The sequence below is a fragment of the Pacificimonas pallii genome, assembly GCF_019204005.1.
Lineage (GTDB): Bacteria > Pseudomonadota > Alphaproteobacteria > Sphingomonadales > Sphingomonadaceae > Pacificimonas > Pacificimonas pallii.
Map to the genome: position 1 here is coordinate 709,321 of NZ_JAGSPA010000001.1, position 24,141 is coordinate 733,461.

Here is a 24,141-nt window from a genome sequence, read left to right on the forward strand (position 1 = left end):
CACGAAGCTGGGGGGCCGGAACGCCGTGCTATTGCACCCTAATTGGACGCGGCATGTTTCATCCGCCTGATCGAAAACCCGATGCGCGCCGATTTCGTGCCGAGGACGACTTACGGCCGCCATGGGAGCGTGGAGGCCGATCCCTTTTTTGTCGCCGCGGGTGAAGGGATCGGCGGCAGGCACCGGTAGGGCTGGTTCAGGTCGCGGCCTTCTCCGCAGCCGCCTTGCGTGAGCGAAATTTGAAATTCCGGAAAAGGTGCATGACGCTGGGCGGCGGGCCGGAGCGCAGGACGCCGTAACGGAAGAGCCGCGCAGAGACCAGAATCACGAGCCCGGCAAAGACAAGCTGCCAGGCAATGGCGATCAGGTGCGGCATCAGCTCCGCGTCCAGGCCCGCGCGCGCGGCCATCATGTAAGGGGCGGAGAGCGGGAACCAGCTGGCGATCAGCGCACCTGTTCCCGCCGGATTGTCGATGGCCCCCAGCGTGCCGATCAGGATCACCATCTGCAGGATGGTCACGGGCATCGAGAGGGTCTGCACTTCGCGGATCGATGTGCACAGACTGCCGATGCCCAGATAAATCGCGCCGTAAATCAGGTAGGCCGTCACGAAATATGCGCCGACCAGCGCAATGAATTGCGGCCATCCGCGCGCCGGGTCCTGCAAAATGCCCGCGGGAAGCTGGCCCAGAAGGAAGGCTGCGCCGCCGCCGAACATCAGGCCCCAGACCGTCACGCCGAGCAGCGATACGAACAGCATGGCGATCAGCTTGCCCGCAAATATGGCGGGGATCGGAACGGAGGCCACAAGGATCTCGATCACTTTATTGGCTTTCTCCTCCACCATGTTCGACAGCAGAGCGCCCGCCAGTAGCGAAATCAGTGTGAAAAGGACGATGGCCGCGCCAGTGGCGAGCGGCCCGCCATTGCCCGTCGCGGCGGCAGGCTGATCTGCGGCCTTCTCCTCGATCGTCTGAACGGTGATTTGCGGCCGCGCGGACATCAACCCGGCAAGCGGTTCGGCAAGCCCGGCCTCGGTCAGTGCCCGGCGTTCCCAGGCGCGCCCGGCAAGATAAGAGACGCGCTCCACATCGGTGTCGCCGCTGCGCAGAACCGACACGCGGCCTTCATCCGCGATCACCACCGCGCCAAAACGCGTGCTTCCCCGCCGCAGCAGGCGTTCTGCCTGTGCGCGTGGATCTTCCTCAGCCTCCAACTGTGTGAAAGCCAGTTGCGTCGGGGCGAGGCCAAGCGCCTGCATGACGTCGCCCTCACCCAGTTCGAATTCCGCCTCGATGGCCTTCAGGCGCCCTTCGTCCGACAGGTCCTGAAGGGTCGCCTCATCGAGCAGGCGCGCCGGGCGTGACAGCGCGTCAGGCAGGGGCACGTCACCGCGTACCCGGGTGAAGCGGCCGCGTAGCTGTGCATAGCGTTCTCGCGTGCGCGACAGTTTCGCGGTTTCCAGCAGCCACGGCGCATAACCGCCATCCGTATCGATAACGGCGGCGGAGCTTGGCGGCCGCGTCCGTTCATCGCCGCCGCCCTGCGCAAGGCTTGCGCCGAGGCCGAAAAGCAACCCGATGATCGGCATGGCGAGCCAGATCAGGAAGCCGCGCGACACGACGGTCGCGGTAATGTCGCGGCGCGCGATGGTCGTCACGGCGGCGAGAAAGGATGGGGCAGCCATCAGCGCGCTCCCCCATCTGCACGGGCATTGAAATCCTTGGCCTCTGGATCGCCCACCATGGCGACGAAGGCATCATGCAGCGTCGGACGCTCCGTCGTCAGTTCAATGATCTCGACATTGGCAGCCGCAAGGCGTTTCAGCGTCGCGTCAAGGCCTTCGGGTGGCAGCGGGAACCGGTACCGGCCCGCGGCATCGCGCGCGAATGTGCCGGGCAGATCGCCGATCGCATTGTCGAGCGGCAGGCGCGTCTTCACCACAACCTGCGCGGGGAGCACGGAGCGGGCATCCGCAACGCTGCCGGTAAAGCGTGTCCTGCCCCCGGCGATGATAACCAGCCCGTCGCACAGCCGTTCGGCGTGGGACATGATGTGCGTCGAAAAAAGGATCGTCGCGCCGCGGTCACGCTCCTTCGTGATGATCGCTTCGAGGGCGCCTTGATTCACGGGGTCGAGACCGGAAAATGGCTCGTCGAGAATGATGAGATCGGGTTCATGCACGAAACTGCCGAGCAGTTGCACTTTCTGCGCCATACCCTTTGAAAAGGTGCGGATCTTTGCGTTGATTTCACTTTCAAGGCCGTGCCGCGATAGCAGCTCTTCGGCACGCGCGCGGCCTTCTTTCAGCGGCAGGCCGCGCAGCGCGCCCATGAACGCGATCGTCTCGCGCGCGGTCATGGCCGGATACAGGCCGCGCTCCTCGGGCAGATAGCCGATCCGGTCCGCGATGGTCAGCGGATAATCGTCGCCCAGAATTGTCGCGTAACCCGCATCGGGCGTCAGGATGCCCAGCAGCATGCGCAGCGTCGTGGTCTTGCCGGCACCGTTCTGCCCCAGGAAGCCATAGATGCTGCCCGCAGGGACCTTCAGATCCACGCCGGAGACAGCCATCTTGTCGCCAAATGTCTTGGCAAGGCCATGCGCCTCGATGGCGTATGTCAAAACTGCTTCTCCTGTGGGCCGGTCACCGCCTACATATGGCATAATGCGTGATAATAAAGTCTTGTCAGATCCATTGCCTGCTCTGCGCGCCGAATCGGTGCGGCAGGGTTTCTCCGCTTTCGGCGTCGCGCCAATGGATGCGGCGCCGCAGGCAGGGGCCCGGCTGAGGCAATGGCTGAACGAGGGCATGCACGGCAATATGCTGTGGATGGAGGAAAAAGCTGACCGGCGCCGGTCACCCCGCGCGCTGTGGCCTGACGTTCGGAGCGTCATCATGCTGGGCATGAGCTATGCGCCCGCACTCGACCCGCTGCGCCATGCCGACAATGCCGACATCGGTGTTCTGTCGGTCTACGCGCATGGCGGCGATTATCATGACATCGTCAAGCGGCGGCTGAAGGCCGTGGCGCGCTGGATCGTCGCGCAGGCACCGGATAGCGAATTGAAGATCTTTGTGGACACGGCGCCGGTGATGGAAAAACCGCTGGCAGAAGCGGCAGGGCTTGGCTGGCAGGGTAAGCATACGAACATCGTGTCGGCGGCGCATGGATCCTGGCTGTTTCTGGGCTCGATTTATACCACATTGTCCCTTGCGGTGGACGCGCCGCACGCGGATCGATGCGGCAGTTGCAGCGCCTGCCAGACGGCCTGTCCGACCGATGCCTTTCCCACGCCTTACCGCCTCGATGCACGGCGCTGCATTTCCTATCTGACGATCGAGCATGCGGGACCGATCCCGCACGAATTTCGCCGTGCGATGGGAAATCGAATTTATGGCTGCGACGACTGTCTGGCTGTCTGTCCTTGGAACAAGTTCGCCGAGCGAAGCCGCGAAATGATGTTTGCCCCGCGCCCCGCCCTCACGCGCCCGCGGCTGGCAGACCTGGCTCAGCTTGATGACGCGGACTTCCGCAACATATTCGCGGGATCGCCGGTCAAGCGCATTGGACGGGAGCGGTTCGTACGCAATGTCGCCATTGCGCTTGGCAATCAGGGTGACGCGGCGGCGGCAGCGGCGCTCCGCCCGCTGGCCGGTGACGCGTCGCCGGTCGTGGCGGAGGCGGCCCGCTGGGCGCTTGGTGAATGCGGGGCGGCGGTTTAGCTGAACGCGCCGCGCCGCTCGACTTTGCCGCTCGGGCGCAATAGGCGGGCGCGGACTTCAAAAAAATGGATATTTATCATGCCCCACGCTCCCATCGCCTGCATCGGCAACGCCATTGTCGACGTGATCGCGCCTGCGACTGACGAATTTCTGACTGCAAACAATCTGGTCAAGGGCAGCATGACGCTCATCGACACGGCGCAGGCCGAAGCGTTATATGCCAAGATGCAGCCGGGCCGGGAAATTTCCGGTGGGTCCGGCGCGAACACGGCGGCGGGTATCGCCGCTCTGGGTGTCGGCGTGCGCTATGTCGGCCGCGTTGCCGATGACCAGCTTGGCAATGTGTTTCAGCATGATATTCGCGCGGGCGGTGTTTTTTACGACACACCGATGTCGAGCGCCGGAACCCCCACGGCGCGGTGCCTGATCCTGGTTACGCCGGACGGCGAGCGCACGATGCACACGTTTCTGGGCACCAGCGTCGATCTTGGCGAGGCGGATGTCGACTTTGAGGCCGCCGCCGCCGCCGACCTGCTCTATCTGGAGGGATATCTGTGGGATTCCGACAGCGCGCGGCCCGCGATGGAACGTGCCCGCGACCTGTCCCGCGCGGCCGGGAAACGCACGGCATTCACATTGTCGGATGGTTTTTGCGTGGACCGCCATCGCGACAGTTTTCGCGAGCTTGCGGGCGGCGGTGTCGATATCATCTTTGCCAATGAGGACGAGTTGAAGAGCCTGTACGAAACCGACGACTTTGCGGCGGCTCTGGATGCGCAGCGCGGCAAGGTCCAGATTGCCGCGATCACGCGCAGCGACAAGGGTTCAGTCATTCTCGCAGGTGACGAGACTATCGAAGTGCCCGCCAAAGCGGTCGCATCTGTCGTCGATACAACGGGCGCAGGCGATTTGTTCGCATCAGGTTTCCTCGCCGGGCTGCAGCAGGATCGCAGCCTGACGGATTGCGCGCGGCTTGGTGCGATGGCCGCAGCCGAAGTCATTTCACATTACGGCGCGCGGCCCGAGGCGGACCTGAAGGCGCTTGCTGCGAAGCTGTAGGCGCTGAGATAAGAAGCCAAAAAGATACGATGAAGGTCGCATCAATCCGTATCAAATACTCAACATATTAATGCGCAGCCTAATCAAAAAAACCGTACTACCACCACGTAGATTTCGAGATTTTCCCATTCAATATCACCAAACAGGCCAAACAGCAGGATCACGATTAGCGCCAGCGGGCACAGCCACGCGATCAGGAAGCGGTAGAGCATGTGCAACCAGCCGGAGATGCCGTTTTCGGCATCGATCAGCTTCCGGTCCGCAATCCAGCCCGCGAAGATCGCCGTCAGCAGCGCCGCGAGCGGTAGCAGGATTTTGCCTGTGACCGTGTCCAGAATGTCGAAGACCCCCTGACCCTCAAAGATCGGGATAAAGGTCAGCGGTTTGAAGTCTGCCAGCACGTTGAACGACAGCGCTGCCAGGATACCAATGGCAAAGGCGAGGCCACCGACGACCAGTGCCGTGCGCCGACGACTGAACCCGAACTTGTCGATGGCCCAGACCGTCGGTGCCTCCAGCAGCGCGACCGAACTGGTCAGCGCCGCGAAGAAAACCATCACGAAGAACAGCATGCCGATAAACGACCCCGCGGGCATCGACATGAATCCGGTTGGCAGCGTCTGGAACATCAGCGTCGGGCCGCCGTCGACAGCAAGGCCCGCTGCGAACACGATCGGAAAAATGGCAAGACCGGCGATAATGGCGACCAATGTGTCGGCGGCGGCGATGATCGCCGACGTCTTGGCCAGATTGACCTCGCGGCCCGCATAGGCGCCATAGGTGATCATCAACGCGGAGCCGAGCGACAGGGAGAAGAATGCCTGCCCCAGCGCCGACAGCATGACGCTTCCCGTCAGTTTCGATGCGTCAAAACTGAACAGGAAGGTGACGGCCTCGGCGAAATTGCCGGTGAACGCGCCATAAATGGTGATGCCCAGGAACAGGATGAAAAAGGCGGGCATCAGCCAAGTGGCAACCACCTCGATACCGCCCGACACGCCGCGCGCCACGACAAAGACGGTGACCGCCATGAAAACCGCGTGCAGGCTGAGCAGCAGGGTATTGTCCGCAAACAAAGCCGGCAACAGGGACTGCACATCCTCCGCCGTCCTGTCCGCGAAGGCGCCGCCGGTAAAATTGCCGAGCGAACCGACGAAATCGCTGGCGAACTGTCCGATATAAAACAGCACCCAGCCGCCAAGAACGCTGTAAAAACTGATGATCAGGAAGGCGCCGAGCATACCGACAGTGGCGAGAATCGCCCAGTGCTCGGACGCGCCCGATTCGCGGGCGACAGCACGCACGCTGCGGGGCGCCGATGCCTGTCCGTGCCGTCCGATCAGAGTTTCCGACAGAAGCACGGGAAGGCCGATCAAAACGACGCAGCCAATATAGAAAATGACGAACGCACCGCCGCCATTCGTCCCGGCCTCCGATGGAAAACGCCAGAGATTACCAAGGCCGACGGCCGAGCCCACCGCCGCGAGAATGAACGCCGCGCGCCCAGACCATTTGTCGCCGCTAATTCCCGCGACTGCTCCCGTTACCATCATCCGCTCCCACGCTTGATATGACGGTCTACTTACAGTCCGTTGCGGAGAGGGAAAGAGCGGAGACTGCCCTTGCGGATATTAACCCGCTGCGCCGCCCGACAGCATGGGTCCCATTGGCCGGCCGCCAAAGATATGGACGTGCAGATGCGGCACCATCTGGTGCGCATCCTCGCCCGCATTGGCAAGCAGGCGGTAACCGGGCTCCTCAAGGCCCGCATCGCGGGCGACTGTGCCGACGGCGCGAATAAAACCGCCGATCTCAGCATCAGTCGCTGTGGCTGAAAAGTCTGCCCATGAGCGGTACTTCCCTTTGGGGATTACCAATATGTGCGTCGGTGCCTGGGGATTGATGTCGGGGAAGGCATAGGCCCAGTCATCCTCGTAGATCTTCGTCGACGGGATGTCGCCGCGCAGGACTTTTGCAAAGATATTGTCGTCATCATAGTCGCCGGTGGCGGAAACGGGGGTCATGAAGTTCTCCTCAGCTCTTGCGCGCGGCCTTTTCGGCGAGGCCGCTCAGGCCTTCGCGCCGGGCGAGCTCAGCGTCGATATTGTCAGGGGTCAGCCCCGCATCGTGCCACAGCACGCTCAGGTGGAACAGCAGATCTGCGCTCTCGCCGATGATGGCCTGTCGGTCATCCTGCACGGCGGCAATGACCGTTTCGATTGCCTCTTCACCGACTTTCTCGGCGACCTTCGCACGTCCCTTGGCAAGGAGGGCCGCCGTGTGGCTTTCCGATGGCGGCGCATCGGCGCGCGCAGCAACGATCAGCGCGAGCCGGTTCAGGATGTCGGTCATGCAGCCTTCCCCTCGGTGCCGCGCCGGACTTTGATGCCTGCCGCAGCCATGGCGGCACGGGCCTCGCCAATGGAGACTTTCCCGAAGTGAAAGATGCTGGCCGCCAGGACGGCGCTCGCATGCCCTTCACGCACGCCTTCAACCAGATGGTGCGCATTGCCGACCCCGCCCGACGCGATCACCGGCACCGGTACGCTGTCCGCGATGGTTCGGGTCAGGCGCAGATCATAGCCGTCCTTCGTGCCGTCACGGTCCATCGAGGTCAGCAGGATCTCGCCCGCGCCCTTTTCCACGGCGGTCCGCGCAAAGGCGACCGCATCGATTCCGGTTTCCCTGCGCCCGCCATGTGTGAAAATTTCCCAGCGGCCATCGCCGACCGACTTCGCATCGATGGCGCAGACCACGCATTGCGTGCCAAAGGCTTCGGCAAGCCGCGCGATCACATCAGGGTCGCGTACGGCGGCGCTGTTTACGGCGACCTTGTCCGCACCCGCCAGCAATAGCGACCGTGCGTCCTCGGGCGCACGCACGCCGCCGCCAACCGTCAGCGGTACGAAACACTGATCTGCGGTGCGCCGGACGATATCGATCAGCGTCCCGCGATTTTCATGCGTGGCACCAATGTCGAGAAAGCAGATCTCATCCGCGCCCGCTGCATCATAGGCTCGCGCGGCCTCCACCGGATCACCGGCATCGCGCAGCGACACGAAATTTACACCCTTCACCACGCGCCCTTCGGCGACGTCGAGACAGGGGATGATGCGGATGGCAGCCATGACCTGCGTACCTAATCGGCCCGTCAGTAAGGTCGAGTCCTTATCGCGCTAGCCCGCGATGCTGAGCGCCTGCGCCAGTTTCATTCGGCCATCGTAAAGCGCGCGGCCGACGATAACGCCGGTAATGTTGGTCGTTGCAGAGGCTTTTTTCAGGGCGCGAATGTCGTCCGGCCCCGATACGCCGCCGGACGCGATCACGGGCAGCGTAACCGCCGCTGCAAGTTCCCGTGTCGCCTCAAGATTTACGCCCGTCAGCAGGCCGTCGCGGCCGACATCGGTAAACAGGAGCCCGGCAACGCCGGCATCCTCAAAGCGCCGGGCCAGATCGACAACGGCAATGTCACTCGTTTCCGCCCAGCCTTCGGTCGTCACGAAACCGCCGCGCGCGTCCACCGCGACGACGATGCGCCCCGGCAGGTCCGCCGCAGCCTGTTTGACGAGTTCCGGGTCTTTTAGCGCCGCGGTCCCCAGCACGACGCGGTCAACGCCAAGGTCCAGCCAGTTGCGAATACTGCCGCGCGTGCGGATACCGCCGCCCAGTTGCACGCGTCCGGGAAACGCCTTGATAATCCGCTCGATGGTGTCCGCGTTCTTTCCGCGGCCCTGTGTCGCTCCGTCCAGGTCGACGACATGAAGCCATTCCGCGCCTGATTTGCCGAAGGCGCGCGCCTGTTCGGCGGGGTCGTCGGAATAGACGGTCGCGCGGTCCATATCCCCCTCGGCAAGGCGCACGACCTCACCGCCCTTGATATCAATGGCGGGATAGATGGTGAACGGCATGGAGGGGTTCCTTGAGAACAATACGCGACGACGATACGCGCTTTACCGTACTGATCTACGGTTTCCAGTCGAGAAATGCGCGCAGAAACGCGAGTCCGTAATGCTGGCTTTTTTCCGGGTGGAACTGGGTGCCGAGCAAATTGTCGCGGCCAATGATCGAGGTGATGGACTCGCCATAGTCACTGGTCGCGAGCAGGCAGGCGTGATCATCCACATCGAAATGGTAGGAATGCACGAAGTACGCCTCGCCATTGTCCTCAAGCCGCCCAATGGCGTCATGACGCATCCCGGCAAGCTTCATCGAAACCTGGCTCCAGCCCATATGCGGTACTTTCAGCCCCGGATCGACGGGGTCCAGCTTCACGACCTCGCCCTTGATCCAGCCAAGGCCCTGATGCGTGCCGCGCTCCCGGCTGCGGCCCGCCATCAATTGCATGCCAACGCAGATACCGAGGAAAGGCGCGCCGCCGCCCACGACCCGTTCTTCCAGCATCTCGATCATGCCGGGGACGGAGCGCAGCGCGGTTGCGCACTGACCAAAGGCACCGACGCCCGGCAGCACGATACGGTCCGCGCCGCTGACGGCCTTTGCGGAATCAGTGATCACGACCTGCCCCCCGGCGACGCAATCCTTTGCCGCGGTTTCGACAGCCTTTGCCACAGAGCGCAGATTGCCTGCGCCATAGTCGATGACAGCAATTCGCTGTGCCATGTCCCAATCCCTGATTTTTTACGCCTTATCCGCCCAGCATGCCTTTCGTGCTGGGAATCGCGCCCTGTTGCCGCGGGTCGATCTCGACCGCCATCCGCAGTGCGCGTGCGAATGCCTTAAACACCGATTCGATAATGTGATGTGAATTTCCGCCATATAGCGTTTCGACATGCAGGGTTATCGCCGCGGCCTGCGCGAAACTGTCAAAGACGTGCGGAAACAGTTCGGTGTCCATCTCGCCCAGGCGCAGCTGCGGAATTTCCACCTTGTAAACGCAATGTGGCCGCCCGGAAATGTCGAGCACGCAGCGGGTCAGCGTTTCGTCCATCGGCGCGTAGGCCTGACCATAGCGGCGGATCCCCGCCTTGTCGCCGAGCGCCGCCTTCACCGCCTCGCCAAGCGCAATCGCGGTATCCTCGACTGTATGATGCTGATCGATGTGAAGGTCGCCCTTCGTTACCAGCCGGATATCGATCAGCGCGTGCCGCGCCAGCTGTTCGAGCATATGATCGTAAAAGCCGATTCCCGTCGAAATGTCATACGTTCCCGTGCCGTCGAGATCGACGGACAGACGGATATCGGTTTCTTTCGTCTTGCGGACGATTTCAGCAGTGCGGGTCATGCGCCTGCCCTTAGCGGCGTTGCCGCAGGAATTAAACGCCGCGCTCGTGTCATATCCCTTGTTCTGCAAACGCTCTCTATTGGTCAGCGGCCCGTCGGTGCCACCCGCCAGACCTTATTGCCGACATCATCCGCCACCAGCAGGGCGCCGGTGCGGTCAAAGGCGACGCCGACCGGGCGGCCTTTGGCGACATCACCGACAAGAAATCCGGTCAGCAGGTCCTGTGCGGGTCCGGACGGCTGAGCGCCATCAAACGGAATATAGATGACCTTATAGCCGGAGTGCGGTTTGCGGTTCCACGAGCCATGCTGGCCCACCACGGCGCCGCCGCCATTTGGCGTGAAGGCCAGGCCGAGGCTCGCCGTATGCGGGCCAAGCGCGTAGTCGGGAACGATCGCCGCCTCAACCAGGTCCGGGCGCCGATCGGCGGTGCGGTCGTCGACGATGCTGCCGAAATAACTATATGGCCAGCCGTAAAAGCCACCCTCCTTAACGCTCGTCATATAATCAGGCACAAGGTCGCTTCCGAGCATGTCGCGTTCGTTAACGGCCGTCCAAAGTTCGCCTGAACCCGGGTTCCAGTCCATGCCGACCGGATTCCTGAGGCCGCTCCCGAAAATACGCATATTGCCGGTGGCGATGTCATATTCGTGGATGGCCGCGCGGCCCTCTTCCACCTCCGGATTCGCCTCCATCACATTGGAAACGCTTCCCACGGCAATGTAGAGCTTTTGGCCATCGGGACTGGCCAGCAAATTTCGCGTCCAGTGACCAGCCTTCCCGCCAATGACCGGCAGATCGACGATCTTTGTGCCGGGACCTGTGATGGACGTGGTGCCGTCGCGGTAAGGATAGGCGCGGACGTCGGCGAAGTTCGCGACGTAGAATGTGTCCCCGACCAGGGCCATGCCAAAGGGGCTGGCGAGGCCCTCTGTCAGGAATTCGTGACGCTCGTCGACTGTGCCGTCGGCGTCGGCATCGCGCAGCAAGGTAATCCGGTTCGCCGGAAGGCCGCCCGCGCCTGCGCTCGCCATCACCTTTTTTTCGATCCAGGCCATCACGCCCGATGCATCCTCGGGCGGCTTGCGCGTTTCGGCGACCAGCACATCGCCATTTGGTAGGCGGTACATCCAGCGCGGACTGTCGAAGTCGCCGGCATATTCCGTTACCGTAAATCCGGGTGCGGCAACTGGCGTTTCGCCCTTGGCCCATGCCCCCGGCTCTGCGATGTTGACCGTCGGGAACAGGGTCTTGGCGGGCGCGGGCAATTCCGGATCCGTCCCCATGCCCTCGGCTACTGACAGATTGGCCGATTCGCCGCAGGCCGCGAGCAGCAGGGGCAGGGTGCAGATCAGGCGGCGCATTGACGGACTCCGGACGGACAGAATTGAAACGGACCTAGCAACGCCCATATCCGGTGTCGAACATCCACGATGAATTGAGACACGAATGTCCGATATCCAATCCATGCACGGTACGACGATCTGCGGTGTCCGGCGCGGCAATAAGGTCGTGATTGCAGGCGACGGCCAGGTCACGCTGGGCCAGACCGTTATGAAGGGAAATGCGCAAAAGGTGCGCAAACTTGGCGATGGCAGCGTCATTGGCGGCTTTGCGGGTGCAACCGCAGACGCCTTCACGCTGCTGGAACGGCTGGAGACGAAGCTGGAACGGTACCCCGGGCAGCTGAAACGCGCCTCCGTCGAACTTGCGAAAGACTGGCGCACCGATCGCTATCTAAGGAAGCTGGAGGCCATGATGATCGTCGCCGACAAGGACGTTACGCTCGTCCTGACAGGGACCGGCGATGTGCTGGAGCCGACCCATGATGTTACCGCGATCGGCTCGGGCGGGAATTATGCGCTCAGCGCCGCGCGTGCGCTGATGGATGCCACCGACCTTGATGCCGAGGATATTGCCCGCCGTGCCATGGCGGTGGCGGCGGAGATTTGCGTCTACACCAATGACAGCCTGACCATCGAACAGCTGGAAGCCACAGAATAATGACAGAACAGAACTTTACAGTCCCTGATCGCGCGATCGAGGGTTTAACCCCGCGCGCCGTGGTTGCCGAGCTTGACCGCTATATTGTCGGCCAGAATGAAGCAAAGCGCGCTGTTGCTGTCGCGCTGCGCAATCGCTGGCGGCGGCAGCAGCTGGACGATACGCTGCGCGAGGAAGTGAACCCGAAGAATATCCTGATGATCGGCCCCACCGGGTGCGGCAAGACGGAAATCTCGCGGCGGCTTGCGAAGCTGGCCGAGGCGCCGTTTATCAAGATCGAGGCGACGAAGTTCACCGAGGTCGGCTATGTCGGCCGTGATGTCGAGCAGATCGTCCGGGATCTGGTGGAAGAGGCCATTCGCCTTATCCGCGAGCAGAAGCGTACCGCCGTTCGCGCGGATGCGGAGAAGGACGCCGAGGAACGCGTGCTCGACGCGCTGGCGGGCAAGGATGCTTCCAGCGGTACGCGCGAAAAGATGCGCGAAAAGCTGCTGAGGGGCGAGCTTAACGAGCGCAAAATCGAGATCGACGTCGAGGCTGCCCCGCAAATGCCTTTCGAAATGCCCGGCATGGGCGGCCAGGTCGGCATGATCGATATTGGCGGCATGTTCGGCAAGATGGGAAAGCAGCAGAAGAAACGGAAACTTTCCGTTGCACAGGCCTTTGAAGTGCTCTTGGCGGAGGAGTCGGACAAACGCCTCGACGATGACGAAATCTCCCGCGAGGCTGTTGAGGCCGCCGAGCAAACAGGCATCGTTTTCCTTGACGAAATCGACAAGATTGCCGTCAGCGACGTACGCGGCGGCTCGGTCAGCCGTGAGGGGGTGCAGCGCGATCTTCTCCCGCTGATAGAGGGTACCACGGTGTCGACGAAACATGGGCCGGTGAAGACCGACCATATTCTCTTCATCGCGTCCGGCGCATTTCATGTCGCCAAGCCATCGGACCTGCTGCCAGAGTTGCAGGGTCGCCTGCCTATCCGTGTCGAGCTGAAGGGCCTGACGGGAGAGGATTTTCGCCATATTCTGAAGGACACGGAAGCCAGCCTGATCACGCAATATCGTGCGCTGATTGGCACGGAAGGCGTCGAGTTGACCTTCACCGACGACGCCATCGACCGCATTGCAAAGCTGGCCGCGGACGTGAACGCGTCAGTCGAAAATATCGGCGCGCGGCGTCTGCAGACCGTATTGGAAAAACTCGTCGAGGAAATCAGCTTTTCCGCGAGCGAAAAGGGCGGTGAGAAAATCGAGATCGATGCCGCCTATGTGGACAAACAGCTGAACGAGATCGTGGAGGATCAGGACCTGTCGAAATACGTCCTGTGATTTTGCGGATGGCCATTGCCTCACATCTGTATTAGTGGAGCAATACACATGTGAGGAAAAGCGCGGATGGTGAAGAGTATCGGTTGGATCAAAGCGCACCCATGGTGGTCCGGTCTGATCGGCGTCGGCGTGCTTCTCGTCCTTTTCGCGCTTTTCGGTGGCGGTCCAGCGCAAAGCCCTGCTGTCGAAACGGCGTTGATTGATCGCGGCGATGTCGTGCGTACAGTCGCAGCATCGGGCACGGTCCGGGCGCGGCGCACGGTAGAGGTTGGCGCTGAGGTTTCCGGACAGGTCGCCGACGTTTTCGTCGACTTCAACGATGATGTGCGTGCAGGCCAGATTCTTGCCCGGATCGACCCGACGCGGTTGCAGGCGCAACTTGGTCAGGGTCAGGCGCAGATCGCGCTTGCGCAATCGCAGCGGGACCAGGCCCTGGCGTCCCGAAGGCGCGCACGGGCGCAGCTGATCCTGCAAACTTCCGAATATGACCGCCGCAAGGCACTGGAGGGGCGCGGCTTCGTAAGCCAGGCATCGCTGGATCAGGTGGCGGCCGCGCGCGACAGCGCGCGGGCCGAGGTGCTGCAGGCGGAGGCTGGTATTGCCAATGCGGCGGCGCAGCTCCGCCAGGCACAGGCATCCCTGGATTCCGCACGCCTCGACCTCAGCCGGACCGAATTGCGCGCACCGATCGATGGTACCATCATTCAGCGCAATATCGATCCGGGGCAGACGGTCGTGTCCGCGTTTCAGACCGCCACGCTGTTCGAGATCGCGGAGGACCTGTCGCGCATGCGCGTCGAGGCGGACGTGGATGAAGCGGACATCGGCCAGATGCGGGTCGGGCAGGCCGTCCGGTTCTCGGTGGATGCGTATCCCGGCGATTTTTTTTCCGGTGCCGTCGAGGAAGTCCGCAAATCGCCAACGGTTGAGCAGAACATCGTGACCTATCTGGTTTTGCTGACGGTCGGCAATGAAGACGGCAAGCTGCTGCCCGGCATGACCGCAAATGTGGAGATCGTGACCGGTGAAGTGAAAGACGTATTGCGCGTACCCGCTGCGGCTCTTCGATACCGCCCTTTGCCCAAGGAGGGAGAGGATGAGATCGAGGTCCCGGATGGCCCCATCGTCTGGCGGAAGGGCGATGATGGCGAACCGGTGCCGGTTTCCGTGAAGACGGGGCTGACCGGTGTCGATTTCGCCGAGATTACGAGTGATGACCTTTCCGTCGGCGATGAGGTGATTACCCGCGCCGCCAGTCCTGTGTCCTGAGCGACATGATTGTCCGCACGCACGAGCTGGTGAAGGTTTACGAAACCGGCGGTGAGACGGTGCATGCGCTCGACGGCGTTTCCATTGGCGTGTCTCAGGGCCAGTTCGTTGCGATCATGGGGGCCTCGGGGTCAGGGAAATCGACCTTCATGAATATGATCGGCTGCCTCGATGTTCCCACCAGCGGGAGCATAGAGATTGCCGGCCGCGATGTTGCCGGCCTATCGCGGGACGAGCTGGCGGAGGTCCGCAATCGCCAGCTTGGCTTCGTGTTTCAGCAGTTCAACCTGTTGAAGCGGACCAGTGCGACGCAGAATGTCGCTTTGCCGCTAATCTATGCGGGCGTGTCCGTCAGTGAGCGCCGCGCGCGGGCCGAGGCGCAGCTTGCCGATGTCGGACTTGGCGACCGGTTGCAGAACATGCCCAACCAGCTGTCGGGCGGGCAACAGCAGCGCGTGGCGATCGCGCGCGCGCTCGTCACGCGCCCCTCGATCCTGCTGGCCGACGAACCAACCGGTGCGCTCGATTCAAAGACATCCGTTGAGGTCATGAAAATCCTGCAGGGTCTGTCCGAAAAAGGCATCTCCATCATCCTCGTCACGCATGAAGATGACATCGCCGCATATGCGGAGCGGCGGATCGATTTCCGCGATGGCCGGGTCATTGCCGATGAGCCTGTCAGGAACAGGCGGTGAGGCGGGCGCCATGAATACCTTCGATAATATCATTATCGCGCTGACCGCGCTGCGCACGAACCTGATGCGCTCCATCCTGACGACGCTTGGTATCATCATCGGCGTGAGCGCGGTGATCCTGATGGTCGCGCTTGGTAATGGCCTGCAGGGGCTGGTGATTAACCAGGTCAACAGTCTGGGTAGCAATCTGATTATCGTCATCCCGGACAGTGATGGCGGTCGGCGCTCATCGCAGGACGGCGTGTTGACCGAACGCGACGCCGATGCCATCCAGCGCGAAATTCCTGAAGTTTCGGCCGCCAGCCCACGACTTAGCAAGTCCGTGAAGGTGGTTGCCGGCAACCAGAACCGCTCCACGCAACTTGCGGGCGCGGACCCCGATTTCGTGGCGGTAAATAATTGGGATATCGTCACGGGGCGCAATTTTACCGTCGCAGAAGCCAGAAGCGGTGCGAAGGTGGCCCTGATTGGCGATACAGTGCGAGAGGAACTTTTCGGCGACGTAGACCCCGTCGGCCTGACATTCCGCGCCAACGGGACACCGCTGATGGTGATCGGCCTGCTAGGCGCCAAGGGCGGCGGGCTTGGCAATGATCAGGACGACCTGATTGTCGTGCCGCTGACCACCGCGCGGCGCCGGATATCGGGCGGGTTACAGACTGCGGGACCGCCCGACGCCGTGCAGGTCATCTTCGTCGCGTTTCAGGAGGGGAGCGACATGAACCGCGCGAAAGAGGATGTCGAAAACGTGCTCCGCTCCCGCTACCGCATCGACGAGGATGAGCTGCCAAGCTTTTCCGCGTTTTCCATGGAAGAACAGCTGAGAAGCGCCGAATCGATCCTCGGTGCGTTCAAAATCGGCCTTGCCGGGGTCGCCGCGATCTCGTTGGTCGTTGGCGGTATCGGTATTATGAACATCATGCTCGTCTCCGTGACGGAGCGCACCCGCGAGATCGGTTTGCGCATGGCCGTCGGCGCGCGCACGCGGGACATTCGCCTGCAGTTTCTTGTCGAGGCCATTGTCCTGTGCGTCATTGGCGGTCTGATCGGGCTTGCGATTGGCGGCGGCGGCGCGCTGGCGATGCGCAATGTGCTGCCCGACTGGCCGATCACCATCGGCGCGGGAACCGTGGCGCTGGCCATCGGCGTTTCGGCGGCCGTAGGCCTTGGCTTCGGGCTATATCCCGCCAACCGCGCAGCGAAGCTGATTCCGATCGATGCGCTTCGGCATGAATAGCGCGCTAGGAATAGCAAGAGGCCGCATCCTGGCTGTGGACATGTAAGGCAGCGCCATGAAATATCTTGAAGACATGGTTGTCGGCACGAAGGCCAGCTTCGGCCATTATGACGTCAGGCGGGACGAGGTGATCGAATTCGCCTCAAAATATGATCCGCAGGCTTTTCATCTCGACGACGAGGCGGCGGCGAAAACCCATTTCGGCCGCCTCAGCGCGTCTGGCTGGCACACCTGCGCAATGACCATGGCGATGCTTGTCGAAAATCTGAAGGACAGCGACCAGGCGAGCCTGGGATCACCGGGACATGACGGGCTTCGCTGGTTGCGTCCGGTTTATCCTGGCGACGTGCTGCGCGTGGAAACCGAACTCACTGAGGTCCGGCCCAGCCGTTCCCGCCCGGAAATGGGTTCGGTGCACTACAACATCACCGTCTTCAATCAGGATGACAAACCGGTCCTGACAATGAAGAGCATCGGCCTGATGTCAACGCGGCCCAAGCAGACATCGCGGAGCAGCGATGTCTAGCGGCCTTTAGCCCGTCAGGATCAGCATATATTCGTCGGCGCTTTTCTGGAGCGATGACAGTTCCTCGTCGAGATCGCTGGAGGAACCTGCGGCTTCTGCCGTCTGCGTGCTGATAACCTCGGCGGTCTCCCTGATTTTTTCAATCGCGGAGGACATCGTATCGGCGGTTGCGGCGCCTTCATTCACCGCGCGGCTGATCATCATAAGCGTGTTTGACTGCTCTTCCATTGCCGCTTTCGCATCTATGGCGGCACTGCGGATGCCTTCGACCGTTTCCAGGATTGAACGATTGGCGCTAACGGCACTTTCCGTCGCGTCCTGAATCGAGGCGATCTTCTGTGCGATGTCTTCCGTCGCGGTCGCGGTTTGGTTTGCCAGACTCTTCACTTCATTTGCGACAACGGCAAAGCCTCTGCCACTATCCCCTGCCCGCGCCGCTTCGATCGTCGCATTGAGCGCGAGAAGATTTGTCTGACCCGCGATGTTGCGGATCAGACCGAGGATCGACTCGATTGCCTTCGAATGCCCTGCCAGCAGGTCAACGGTTTCCACGGCCGTCTGCGCCTTTGATTTTGCGATATCGACCGTGTCGGATGTGCTGGCCACGTTCGATGCGGTCCTTGCGATGTCCCTCAGAAGGCCTTCTGATTTTTCCGCCGCTTCGTGCATCGCGCGCGCCGATTCCGCAGCTGCGGTCGCGACACCAGCTGCCTTGGCCAGCGTTTCGCGGGTCAGACCGGCCGCCTCATCGGACTGCCGCCGCGTCTGCTGGCTCTTGCGCGAGGCGACCGATACCACACTCGCAATACTGCTTTGAAATTTCGCGCTTTGCACGGCGACACGCTCACGTGTTTCCGCCACCGTCAGAGCCTGAATCCGCGTTAGCGCAAGTTCCTGCTCCATCTGCGTCACACGAAGCCAGTCATTTAGCATCTCCGTCCGTTTTTCGCTGGCCGGAAGAGCTTCCCGAAAAAGGGCGAAGGCGGCTTCGTTTACCGCCGTGAACGAGCCGATAAATGCAAAGGAACTCGCCTTTGCCGCATGAAGTAGATTTCCCAAAGCGGCAGCATGTTGCATCCAGTCCTCGTCGATAGGAGATGTCCATTTCCGCCGGACATAGTCCCTGGTCCTTGCCCTCGACTGCTCCAGCCCGTCTTCCGAAGCCGATGGGCCGATCTGCCAAAGTTCAGCAAAACGGTCCCAGACTATCCTCGCAAGCTCATCGAAATGTGGCTCCAGGATCTGGCCGATCATCAAATGATGTTGCTGACAGCTTTCATTGATTCGGTAAGCCTCAAGGCGCGCATCAGCGTCCATGTGCCCCAGCGCGCTATCGATCAGGGAATTGTTCTTCGACATCGCGGCGTGACCTTTTCTGGCTCCTGTTTTTCGCGATAGGACCGTAAGGTTAATAAGTGTTTAGTATCTGACCTATTCGCCTTCGAAGTCGATTAGCGACTGGACCCGAAGACCACTGTCGCGCAGCCGCGCCGCGCCGCCAAGATCGGGCAGGTCGATCAGGAAGGAAGCACCTGCGCAAACGCCTCCGGCCTGCTCTATGAGCTTCGTGGCCGCAATGGCGGTTCCGCCCGTCGCGATGAGGTCATCGACAAGAAGGACACGGGCTCCCCGGGGTACGGCGCCCTCATGCATTTCAAGCCGGTCCGCACCATATTCCAGCGCATAATCGGTGCCCATGGCAGGACCGGGAAGCTTCCCGGCCTTCCTGAGCATGAGCACGCCTGCCGATAGTTTTGGCGCGATGCCGCCGGCAAACAGAAAGCCCCTCGCTTCTATGCCGGCGACCAGATCGATGTCGTGCGGCGCGCCCGATACCATGCGCTCAATCGCTTCGGTGAACCCCGCGGCATCGGTCAGGAGTGTTGAAATGTCCCGAAACCGGATGCCCGGCTTCGGATAATCCGGTATCGTGCGGATGAGAGACTTGAGGTCGATGCTCATGACATGACCCGGCTGGCGATACTTTGCAGCGCTTCGGCGGTCTTCTGCGGCCACGCCTCGCGCGGCGTTATGACCGCATGTTCAAGCGCACGGTCGCAGCCGCTAGCGCATGGAGAATTTTTGGCCTGCCGCCCTTTGGCATAGGCCGTTACCAGTTCACGCGCCCGGCCGACATTCGCCTGCATGACGGCAAGAATATCGGCTGTCTCGGCACCGCTTTCATCGTCGCGCCAGCTGTCATAATCCGTCACCATCGCAATTGCCGCGTAGCAAAGCTCCGCTTCCCTCGCGAGCGCCGCTTCCGGCATGGCCGTCATGCCGATGACATCAAGCCCGGCGCGGCGGTAGAGGCGCGATTCCGCGCGTGTGGAAAATTGCGGGCCTTCCATGCAAAGATATCCGCCCCCATTCGTCACATCGACGCCCGCAATGCGGGCGGTCTCGGCCAGTGCCGCCCGCAGCCGTGCGCATATGGGATCGGCAAGTCCCACATGGGCTGCAATGCCGTCACCGAAGAAAGTACGGCTGCGGGTGCGCGTGCGGTCGACAATCTGGTCGACCAGCACGAAACTGCCAGGCGGGAGATCTTCCCTGAATGATCCGCAGGCGGCAACGGAGACGATTTCGGTACAGCCCGCAATCTTCAGCGCTGCGATATTCGCGCGGTAATTGATTTCATGCGGCAGAAGGCGGTGACCGCGTCCGTGACGCGGCAGAAAGACCAGTTCGGTCTCGCCGAGCCTGCCGAACAGCAGTTCGTCCGACGGATCACCCCAGGCCGTGGTCACGGGACGCCATTCGCGGTCCGTCAGCGCATCCAGGTCGTAAAGCCCGCTGCCGCCAATCATGCCCAAGGCCATTGTTCATCTCCAGCAATCGTCAGCGCGCCCCATATCAGGATGTAGTATGTTCACATCCTGAGGTCCGCAACAAACTGCGGGCCTATCCGTCAATTTGCAGAGTGGGAATGCCCCGCATATATGCGCCGACAGTCGGCCAGGCTCTTGAACCTGCGCAGCCGCATGTGTTCTGGCGGCTGACCACGGCGCGCCGCATCACGTGCTTTCCGCAGATTTCGCGGCATGCGCTGCGGACAAGTGGAAATGGCCGCAGCCGCAAAACGGCAGAGGCAACGCGCGCCCTGTCCAATCGCCGCTGAAGCGTAAGAGATGCTAGTGCTTCTGGTCGGCCCAGACGCGGCGATAGGCAATATAGGCCAGGCCGGTGAAGATCAGCAGGAAAATGATCGTGCCGATGCCCGCCTGCTTGCGCTCTTCCATCTTGGGTTCGGCAGCCCAGGTCAGGAACGCCGCAACATCCTTACCCATCTGATCGATGGTGGCGGGGGTGCCATCGGCATATTCCACCAGGCCATCGGACAGCTGCGGCGGCATCGCGATCCACAGGCTGTGAAAATGCGGATTGTAATTCAGGCCTTCCTGCTTCTGGCTTTCCGGAAAGGATGCGGGAACTGGCTCATATCCAGTAATCAGCGAATAGAGGTAGTTTGAGCCATCCGGGCGAGACTTCGCGATCAGCGACATGTCAGGCGGCAGCGCATTATTGTTCGCAGCGCGTGCCGCAATTTCATTTGGATAAACCTCCGGAAACTTGTCGGCGAGAGTCGCGGGCCGTGTATCAGCCTCGCCAGTGTCCGGATTGATCGAGGGCACCTCAACGACCCAGTCAGTCGCGATCTGCTTCACTTCGGCTTCGTTAAAGCCGATTTCCTGGAGGTTGCGAAAGGCAACGCGCTTGAGGCTGTGGCAGCCCGAGCACACGTCCTTGTAGACCTGAAAGCCGCGCTGGAGCTGCTGATTGTCGAAGCCGCCGAATACGCCAAGCCCCATATTGCCATTCCACGACCAGTCCACGGACTTATTATATTTGTGATATTCTTCACGGACCTGATCGGATTCGCTCGTCTCCGCGTCAGCGGCCGCTTTTAGATCGGTATAGCCGGCAAGGATCAGAACGAAGATGAATGTCGCGCCAATGGCGTAGGAAATGAAACGGAACATGCCTTAAGTCCTATTCTGCCGGCTGCGCGGTTGGGGCGGCATTTCTGCCTGTATCGGTGATCCCGGCAGGCGCTCCTGTCGAGGCATCTCCCTTCAGCACCGCCTCGGATATCGATGCCGGCAGGGGGAGCGGCGTTTCCGTCCGCGATACCAAAGGCAGGATGATCAGGAAGTGCGCGAAATAATAGATCGCCGCGATCTGCGAGATGATGATGTATGGCTGCTCCGCAACAGCGCCGCCGCACCATGACAGAATCAAGATGTCGGCAAGCAGGACGTAGGTCCACATACGCGCTTTCGGACGATAGCGCATGGACTTCACCGGTGACGAGTCGAGCCATGGCAGGAAGAATAGCAGCACGATCGCGGAGACCATTGCGACGACGCCCCAGAGCTTGGCTTCCAGGATGAAGTCGAAGGTGAACGCCCGCAGGATGGCGTAGAACGGCCAGAAATACCATTCGGGAACGATATGCTCGGGCGTCGCGAGCGCGTTCGCTTCGATATAGTTGTCTGGATGGCCGAGGAAATTCGGCATGAAGAACAGGAAGATCGAGAAAATCGTCAGATAGACGCCGACCCCGAACAAATCCTTCGCCGTGAAATAGGGATGAAACGGAATGGTATCCGCAGGGCCCTTCACTTCGACACCGGTAGGATTGTTGGACCCCGGAATGTGTAGTGACCAGATCTTCAGCATCACCACGCCCGCAATGATGAAGGGCAGAAGGAAGTGCAGGCTGAAAAAGCGGTTGAGTGTGGCATTATCGACAGCAAATCCGCCCAGAAGGAACGTCACGATCGCGTCGCCCACCACCGGTATGGCCGAGAACAGGTTGGTGATCACCGTCGCGCCCCAGAAGCTCATCTGACCCCAGGGGAGCACGTAGCCCATGAAAGCAGTGGCCATCATCAACAGGAAGATAACGACGCCCAGCATCCACACGAGCTCACGCGGCGCCTTGTAGGAGCCGTAATACAGGCCGCGCCACATGTGCACATAGACGACGATGAAGAAGAAGCTGGCGCCATTGGCATGCATATAACGCATCAGCCAGCCATAATTCACGTCGCGCATGATGTGCTCGACAGAAGAGAACGCAACCTCGGTGTTCGCCGCATAATGCATGGCAAGCACGACACCGGTGACGATCTGAATCACCAGCGCCAGACCGGCGAGCACTCCGAAATTGTAGAAATAGTTGATGTTGCGCGGCACTTCGTAGCCGCCGCCAAGCGAGCCATGGACGAGGCGCGGAACGGGCAGGCGCTCATCGAACCATTTGCCGAGCGCGCTCGTCGGCTCGTAGGGTTTGCTCCAGCCAAAAGACATCAGCCGATCCTCACATTGGTGTCGGACAGGAAGGTATATTCGGGAACCTCGAGGTTCGTCGGCGCCGGGCCCTTCCGGATGCGCCCTGCATTGTCATAATGCGACCCGTGGCAGGGACAGAACCAGCCGTTGAAGTCGCCCTTCACCTCGCCAGCGGCGGTGCCCGACGGGATGCAGCCAAGATGCGTGCAAACGCCGACCTGGATCAAATATTGGCGGTGGCCTTCCTGCGTACGCTCTTCGAAGGTCTGTGCATCGCGCAGACCGGACAGATCGGCATTTTGCGCTTCGGCCATCTGTTCAGGCGTCAGGTGCTGGATGAAAACCGGCTTGCCGCGCCATGATACCTTGATGCCCTGGCCAGGTGCGACCTGCGACAGGTTCACCTCGACACTTGCGAGGGCGAGCACGTCCGCGCTGGGGTTCATCTGGTCAACGAACGGCCAGATCGCAGCAGCGGCACCGACGCTGCCAAAAGCAGCGGTGGCCACATAAATGAAATCGCGGCGGTGTACGCCGTCATCAGCAGTGTGGCCGACGACGCCTTCGACGCTTTTGTCTCCGGCTTCAGGAGCAGTGGCCATGAAATTAGGTCCCTGTCTGTATCGGGCGCGCGCAATGGCGCGCCGCCCGGTGAACGAATGCTGGCGGCCTGATAACCGCGCGAGGGCCTGAAAGGCAACGGGCAATTTGGCGCGGTCCTTTTGGCATTGTCCGCCATATGGCGGCATTCGCGCCCGCGGGTCGCGCGCGCGAATGCCCTGTTTCCCTGTCGCCGCCGACCATTTAAGGCGCCTGCCTATGACCGACCTTTCAATCCGCAAGACTCTTGCCAGCGACTGGTTCGCGATCATTCGTGACCGTATTTGCACAGAATTTGAATGCCTTGAGGATGAGGCCGCACATCTGCCGGGTGATCCCGGGCGCTTTGAGCGCAAAGCGTGGGACCGGGAGGATTCGTCCGGCGCTCCGGGCGGCGGCGGTGTCATGTCCATTATGAAAGGCCGGCTGTTTGAAAAGGTCGGCGTGAATATCTCCACCGTCTCCGGCACGTTCGAACCAGAGTTCGCAAAGACGATTCCCGGGGCCGCCGAAGATCCACGATTCTTCGCAACCGGCGTCAGCCTGGTCGCGCATATGGTGAATCCGCACGTGCCCGCCGTGCACATGAACACGCGCTATCTGGCCACGACGCAGGACTGGTTCGGCGGCGGGAGTGATTTGAACCCGCCGATTCCAAGGGATGATGACACGGCGGACTGGCATAGGGATTGGCAGGCCTGCTGCGCGCGGCATGACGTTGCGGATGGCGAGGCGTTCAGGAAATGGTGCGACGAATATTTCTACGTCCCGCACCGGAACCGCGCACGAGGCGTTGGCGGCATTTTTTATGACCGGCTGAGTTCCGACGATACGCAGGGCGGCTGGGACGCCGACTTCGCCTTTACCAAGGATGTCGGCGAGACGTTTATCGCTGCCTACGCCCCCCTTGTGCGTCGGCGCATGTCGATACCGTGGACGGATGAGGACCGCGCCGAGCAGCTTCGTTATCGCGGGCTTTATACCGAGTTCAATCTGATCCATGACCGGGGCACGCTTTTTGGCCTGAAAACCGGCGGCAATATCGAGGCCATATTGATGAGCCTGCCGCCGCTCGCCGCCTGGGAATGAGTGGCGGCGCGCGCGCCTATTTTCGCTTTACCGCCACCGTCATGTCGGGCTGATGATAATTCTGAAT

Annotated in this window: 26 protein-coding genes; 10 read left to right on the forward strand and 16 right to left on the reverse strand. The window is 61.4% G+C overall.

Annotated elements, in window-relative coordinates; genetic code table 11:
- Window positions 1–196: 196 nt before the first annotated feature.
- Window positions 197–1,687, reverse strand: coding sequence for an ABC transporter permease (locus tag KCG44_RS03340; RefSeq protein ID WP_218444190.1), 1,491 nt, complete (start codon window positions 1,685–1,687; stop codon window positions 197–199).
- Window positions 1,687–2,667, reverse strand: a complete 981-nt coding sequence (locus KCG44_RS03345) for an ABC transporter ATP-binding protein (protein ID WP_218444192.1) — start codon at window positions 2,665–2,667, stop codon at window positions 1,687–1,689. The genes KCG44_RS03340 and KCG44_RS03345 overlap by 1 nt, the downstream gene beginning before the upstream one ends.
- 1 nt (window position 2,668) lies before the next feature.
- On the opposite strand from KCG44_RS03345, the gene queG reads away from it, so the two are divergent.
- Both queG and KCG44_RS03355 read left to right on the forward strand, forming a co-directional pair.
- Complete coding sequence (queG, locus tag KCG44_RS03350) at window positions 2,669–3,727, forward strand: tRNA epoxyqueuosine(34) reductase QueG (RefSeq protein ID WP_218444194.1); 1,059 nt, start codon at window positions 2,669–2,671, stop codon at window positions 3,725–3,727.
- Between the two features lie 78 nt (window positions 3,728–3,805).
- The gene (locus tag KCG44_RS03355; RefSeq protein WP_218444195.1) at window positions 3,806–4,786 is read left to right on the forward strand and encodes an adenosine kinase; all 981 of its coding nucleotides are present in this window, start codon (window positions 3,806–3,808) and stop codon (window positions 4,784–4,786) included.
- Between the two features lie 83 nt (window positions 4,787–4,869).
- Here KCG44_RS03355 and KCG44_RS03360 read toward each other — a convergent pair whose 3' ends face one another.
- The 8 genes from KCG44_RS03360 to KCG44_RS03395 all read right to left on the reverse strand — a co-directional run bounded on the left by KCG44_RS03360 (window position 4,870) and on the right by KCG44_RS03395 (window position 11,392).
- Window positions 4,870–6,336: a sodium-dependent transporter gene (locus KCG44_RS03360; RefSeq protein WP_218444197.1), complete on the reverse strand. Its 1,467-nt coding sequence runs from the start codon at window positions 6,334–6,336 to the stop codon at window positions 4,870–4,872.
- 81 nt (window positions 6,337–6,417) lie between these two features.
- Window positions 6,418–6,810, reverse strand: a complete 393-nt coding sequence (locus KCG44_RS03365; protein ID WP_218444199.1) for a histidine triad nucleotide-binding protein — start codon at window positions 6,808–6,810, stop codon at window positions 6,418–6,420.
- A 10-nt stretch (window positions 6,811–6,820) separates the two neighbouring features.
- Window positions 6,821–7,138: a phosphoribosyl-ATP diphosphatase gene (locus KCG44_RS03370; protein ID WP_218444200.1), complete on the reverse strand. Its 318-nt coding sequence runs from the start codon at window positions 7,136–7,138 to the stop codon at window positions 6,821–6,823.
- The gene (gene hisF, locus KCG44_RS03375; protein ID WP_218444201.1) at window positions 7,135–7,914 is read right to left on the reverse strand and encodes an imidazole glycerol phosphate synthase subunit HisF; all 780 of its coding nucleotides are present in this window, start codon (window positions 7,912–7,914) and stop codon (window positions 7,135–7,137) included. The genes KCG44_RS03370 and hisF overlap by 4 nt, the downstream gene beginning before the upstream one ends.
- A 48-nt stretch (window positions 7,915–7,962) precedes the next feature.
- Entirely contained in the window at window positions 7,963–8,694 is a 732-nt protein-coding gene (hisA, locus tag KCG44_RS03380) for a 1-(5-phosphoribosyl)-5-[(5-phosphoribosylamino)methylideneamino]imidazole-4-carboxamide isomerase (protein ID WP_218444202.1), read from the reverse strand.
- Window positions 8,695–8,749: 55 nt separating this feature from the next.
- The gene (hisH, locus tag KCG44_RS03385) at window positions 8,750–9,406 is read right to left on the reverse strand and encodes an imidazole glycerol phosphate synthase subunit HisH (RefSeq protein ID WP_218444203.1); all 657 of its coding nucleotides are present in this window, start codon (window positions 9,404–9,406) and stop codon (window positions 8,750–8,752) included.
- A 25-nt stretch (window positions 9,407–9,431) separates the two neighbouring features.
- A complete protein-coding gene (gene hisB / locus KCG44_RS03390) occupies window positions 9,432–10,028 on the reverse strand; it encodes an imidazoleglycerol-phosphate dehydratase HisB (RefSeq protein ID WP_218444205.1) in 597 nt (198 codons plus the stop codon).
- Window positions 10,029–10,111: 83 nt separating this feature from the next.
- Window positions 10,112–11,392, reverse strand: coding sequence for a PQQ-dependent sugar dehydrogenase (locus KCG44_RS03395; protein WP_218444206.1), 1,281 nt, complete (start codon window positions 11,390–11,392; stop codon window positions 10,112–10,114).
- A gap of 85 nt (window positions 11,393–11,477) precedes the next feature.
- On the opposite strand from KCG44_RS03395, the gene hslV reads away from it, so the two are divergent.
- The 6 genes from hslV to KCG44_RS03425 all read left to right on the forward strand — a co-directional run bounded on the left by hslV (window position 11,478) and on the right by KCG44_RS03425 (window position 17,087).
- Window positions 11,478–12,032, forward strand: coding sequence for an ATP-dependent protease subunit HslV (hslV, locus tag KCG44_RS03400; protein ID WP_218444207.1), 555 nt, complete (start codon window positions 11,478–11,480; stop codon window positions 12,030–12,032).
- Window positions 12,032–13,360, forward strand: a complete 1,329-nt coding sequence (hslU, locus tag KCG44_RS03405; protein WP_218444208.1) for an ATP-dependent protease ATPase subunit HslU — start codon at window positions 12,032–12,034, stop codon at window positions 13,358–13,360. Before hslV ends, hslU begins: the two co-directional genes overlap by 1 nt.
- 66 nt (window positions 13,361–13,426) lie before the next feature.
- Window positions 13,427–14,629 carry an efflux RND transporter periplasmic adaptor subunit gene (locus tag KCG44_RS03410; protein WP_218444210.1) on the forward strand — a complete coding sequence of 401 codons (1,203 nt, stop codon included), beginning with the start codon at window positions 13,427–13,429 and terminating at the stop codon, window positions 14,627–14,629.
- Window positions 14,630–14,634: 5 nt separating this feature from the next.
- Window positions 14,635–15,324 carry an ABC transporter ATP-binding protein gene (locus KCG44_RS03415; protein ID WP_255536284.1) on the forward strand — a complete coding sequence of 230 codons (690 nt, stop codon included), beginning with the start codon at window positions 14,635–14,637 and terminating at the stop codon, window positions 15,322–15,324.
- A 10-nt stretch (window positions 15,325–15,334) separates the two neighbouring features.
- Window positions 15,335–16,561, forward strand: a complete 1,227-nt coding sequence (locus KCG44_RS03420; protein WP_218444211.1) for an ABC transporter permease — start codon at window positions 15,335–15,337, stop codon at window positions 16,559–16,561.
- A gap of 55 nt (window positions 16,562–16,616) precedes the next feature.
- Complete coding sequence (locus tag KCG44_RS03425; RefSeq protein WP_218444212.1) at window positions 16,617–17,087, forward strand: MaoC family dehydratase; 471 nt, start codon at window positions 16,617–16,619, stop codon at window positions 17,085–17,087.
- A 6-nt stretch (window positions 17,088–17,093) separates the two neighbouring features.
- On the opposite strand, the gene KCG44_RS03430 is transcribed toward KCG44_RS03425, so the two are convergent.
- The 3 genes from KCG44_RS03430 to mtnP form a co-directional block, all read right to left on the reverse strand.
- Window positions 17,094–18,446, reverse strand: coding sequence for a methyl-accepting chemotaxis protein (locus KCG44_RS03430; protein WP_218444213.1), 1,353 nt, complete (start codon window positions 18,444–18,446; stop codon window positions 17,094–17,096).
- Window positions 18,447–18,518: 72 nt separating this feature from the next.
- A complete protein-coding gene (locus KCG44_RS03435; protein ID WP_218444214.1) occupies window positions 18,519–19,049 on the reverse strand; it encodes an adenine phosphoribosyltransferase in 531 nt (176 codons plus the stop codon).
- On the reverse strand, window positions 19,046–19,909 hold the full coding sequence (mtnP, locus tag KCG44_RS03440) for an S-methyl-5'-thioadenosine phosphorylase (RefSeq protein ID WP_218444216.1): 864 nt from the start codon (window positions 19,907–19,909) through the stop codon (window positions 19,046–19,048). Before mtnP ends, KCG44_RS03435 begins: the two co-directional genes overlap by 4 nt.
- 107 nt (window positions 19,910–20,016) lie before the next feature.
- On the opposite strand from mtnP, the gene KCG44_RS03445 reads away from it, so the two are divergent.
- On the forward strand, window positions 20,017–20,208 hold the full coding sequence (locus KCG44_RS03445; RefSeq protein WP_218444217.1) for a hypothetical protein: 192 nt from the start codon (window positions 20,017–20,019) through the stop codon (window positions 20,206–20,208).
- Window positions 20,209–20,221: 13 nt separating this feature from the next.
- On the opposite strand, the gene KCG44_RS03450 is transcribed toward KCG44_RS03445, so the two are convergent.
- Genes KCG44_RS03450 through petA form a run of 3 tightly spaced genes read right to left on the reverse strand, consistent with a single transcriptional unit; the run spans window position 20,222 to window position 22,987 of the window.
- A complete protein-coding gene (locus tag KCG44_RS03450) occupies window positions 20,222–21,070 on the reverse strand; it encodes a cytochrome c1 (RefSeq protein WP_218444218.1) in 849 nt (282 codons plus the stop codon).
- 10 nt (window positions 21,071–21,080) lie between these two features.
- Entirely contained in the window at window positions 21,081–22,403 is a 1,323-nt protein-coding gene (locus KCG44_RS03455; RefSeq protein WP_218444220.1) for a cytochrome b, read from the reverse strand.
- A complete protein-coding gene (gene petA / locus KCG44_RS03460; RefSeq protein ID WP_218444221.1) occupies window positions 22,403–22,987 on the reverse strand; it encodes a ubiquinol-cytochrome c reductase iron-sulfur subunit in 585 nt (194 codons plus the stop codon). The genes KCG44_RS03455 and petA overlap by 1 nt, the downstream gene beginning before the upstream one ends.
- 217 nt (window positions 22,988–23,204) lie before the next feature.
- Between petA and hemF the strand changes: the two genes are divergently transcribed.
- Window positions 23,205–24,074, forward strand: coding sequence for an oxygen-dependent coproporphyrinogen oxidase (gene hemF, locus KCG44_RS03465; protein ID WP_218444222.1), 870 nt, complete (start codon window positions 23,205–23,207; stop codon window positions 24,072–24,074).
- Window positions 24,075–24,141 lie beyond the last annotated feature (67 nt).

Coding starts and splice junctions, on each gene's coding strand:
- hemF (WP_218444222.1), top strand. CDS start 23,205: ATGACCGACCTTTCAATCCGCAAGACTCTTGCCAGCGACTGGTTCGCG.
- petA (WP_218444221.1), bottom strand. CDS start 22,987: ATGGCCACTGCTCCTGAAGCCGGAGACAAAAGCGTCGAAGGCGTCGTC.
- KCG44_RS03360 (WP_218444197.1), bottom strand. CDS start 6,336: ATGGTAACGGGAGCAGTCGCGGGAATTAGCGGCGACAAATGGTCTGGG.
- KCG44_RS03425 (WP_218444212.1), top strand. CDS start 16,617: ATGAAATATCTTGAAGACATGGTTGTCGGCACGAAGGCCAGCTTCGGC.
- KCG44_RS03450 (WP_218444218.1), bottom strand. CDS start 21,070: ATGTTCCGTTTCATTTCCTACGCCATTGGCGCGACATTCATCTTCGTT.
- hisF (WP_218444201.1), bottom strand. CDS start 7,914: ATGGCTGCCATCCGCATCATCCCCTGTCTCGACGTCGCCGAAGGGCGC.
- KCG44_RS03395 (WP_218444206.1), bottom strand. CDS start 11,392: ATGCGCCGCCTGATCTGCACCCTGCCCCTGCTGCTCGCGGCCTGCGGC.
- KCG44_RS03410 (WP_218444210.1), top strand. CDS start 13,427: ATGGTGAAGAGTATCGGTTGGATCAAAGCGCACCCATGGTGGTCCGGT.
- KCG44_RS03370 (WP_218444200.1), bottom strand. CDS start 7,138: ATGACCGACATCCTGAACCGGCTCGCGCTGATCGTTGCTGCGCGCGCC.
- hisA (WP_218444202.1), bottom strand. CDS start 8,694: ATGCCGTTCACCATCTATCCCGCCATTGATATCAAGGGCGGTGAGGTC.
- KCG44_RS03345 (WP_218444192.1), bottom strand. CDS start 2,667: ATGCCATATGTAGGCGGTGACCGGCCCACAGGAGAAGCAGTTTTGACA.
- KCG44_RS03355 (WP_218444195.1), top strand. CDS start 3,806: ATGCCCCACGCTCCCATCGCCTGCATCGGCAACGCCATTGTCGACGTG.
- KCG44_RS03415 (WP_255536284.1), top strand. CDS start 14,635: ATGATTGTCCGCACGCACGAGCTGGTGAAGGTTTACGAAACCGGCGGT.
- hslU (WP_218444208.1), top strand. CDS start 12,032: ATGACAGAACAGAACTTTACAGTCCCTGATCGCGCGATCGAGGGTTTA.
- KCG44_RS03445 (WP_218444217.1), top strand. CDS start 20,017: ATGCCCCGCATATATGCGCCGACAGTCGGCCAGGCTCTTGAACCTGCG.
- hisH (WP_218444203.1), bottom strand. CDS start 9,406: ATGGCACAGCGAATTGCTGTCATCGACTATGGCGCAGGCAATCTGCGC.
- hslV (WP_218444207.1), top strand. CDS start 11,478: ATGTCCGATATCCAATCCATGCACGGTACGACGATCTGCGGTGTCCGG.
- KCG44_RS03365 (WP_218444199.1), bottom strand. CDS start 6,810: ATGACCCCCGTTTCCGCCACCGGCGACTATGATGACGACAATATCTTT.
- KCG44_RS03435 (WP_218444214.1), bottom strand. CDS start 19,049: ATGAGCATCGACCTCAAGTCTCTCATCCGCACGATACCGGATTATCCG.
- queG (WP_218444194.1), top strand. CDS start 2,669: ATGCGTGATAATAAAGTCTTGTCAGATCCATTGCCTGCTCTGCGCGCC.
- KCG44_RS03340 (WP_218444190.1), bottom strand. CDS start 1,687: ATGGCTGCCCCATCCTTTCTCGCCGCCGTGACGACCATCGCGCGCCGC.
- KCG44_RS03430 (WP_218444213.1), bottom strand. CDS start 18,446: ATGTCGAAGAACAATTCCCTGATCGATAGCGCGCTGGGGCACATGGAC.
- mtnP (WP_218444216.1), bottom strand. CDS start 19,909: ATGGCCTTGGGCATGATTGGCGGCAGCGGGCTTTACGACCTGGATGCG.
- KCG44_RS03455 (WP_218444220.1), bottom strand. CDS start 22,403: ATGTCTTTTGGCTGGAGCAAACCCTACGAGCCGACGAGCGCGCTCGGC.
- hisB (WP_218444205.1), bottom strand. CDS start 10,028: ATGACCCGCACTGCTGAAATCGTCCGCAAGACGAAAGAAACCGATATC.
- KCG44_RS03420 (WP_218444211.1), top strand. CDS start 15,335: ATGAATACCTTCGATAATATCATTATCGCGCTGACCGCGCTGCGCACG.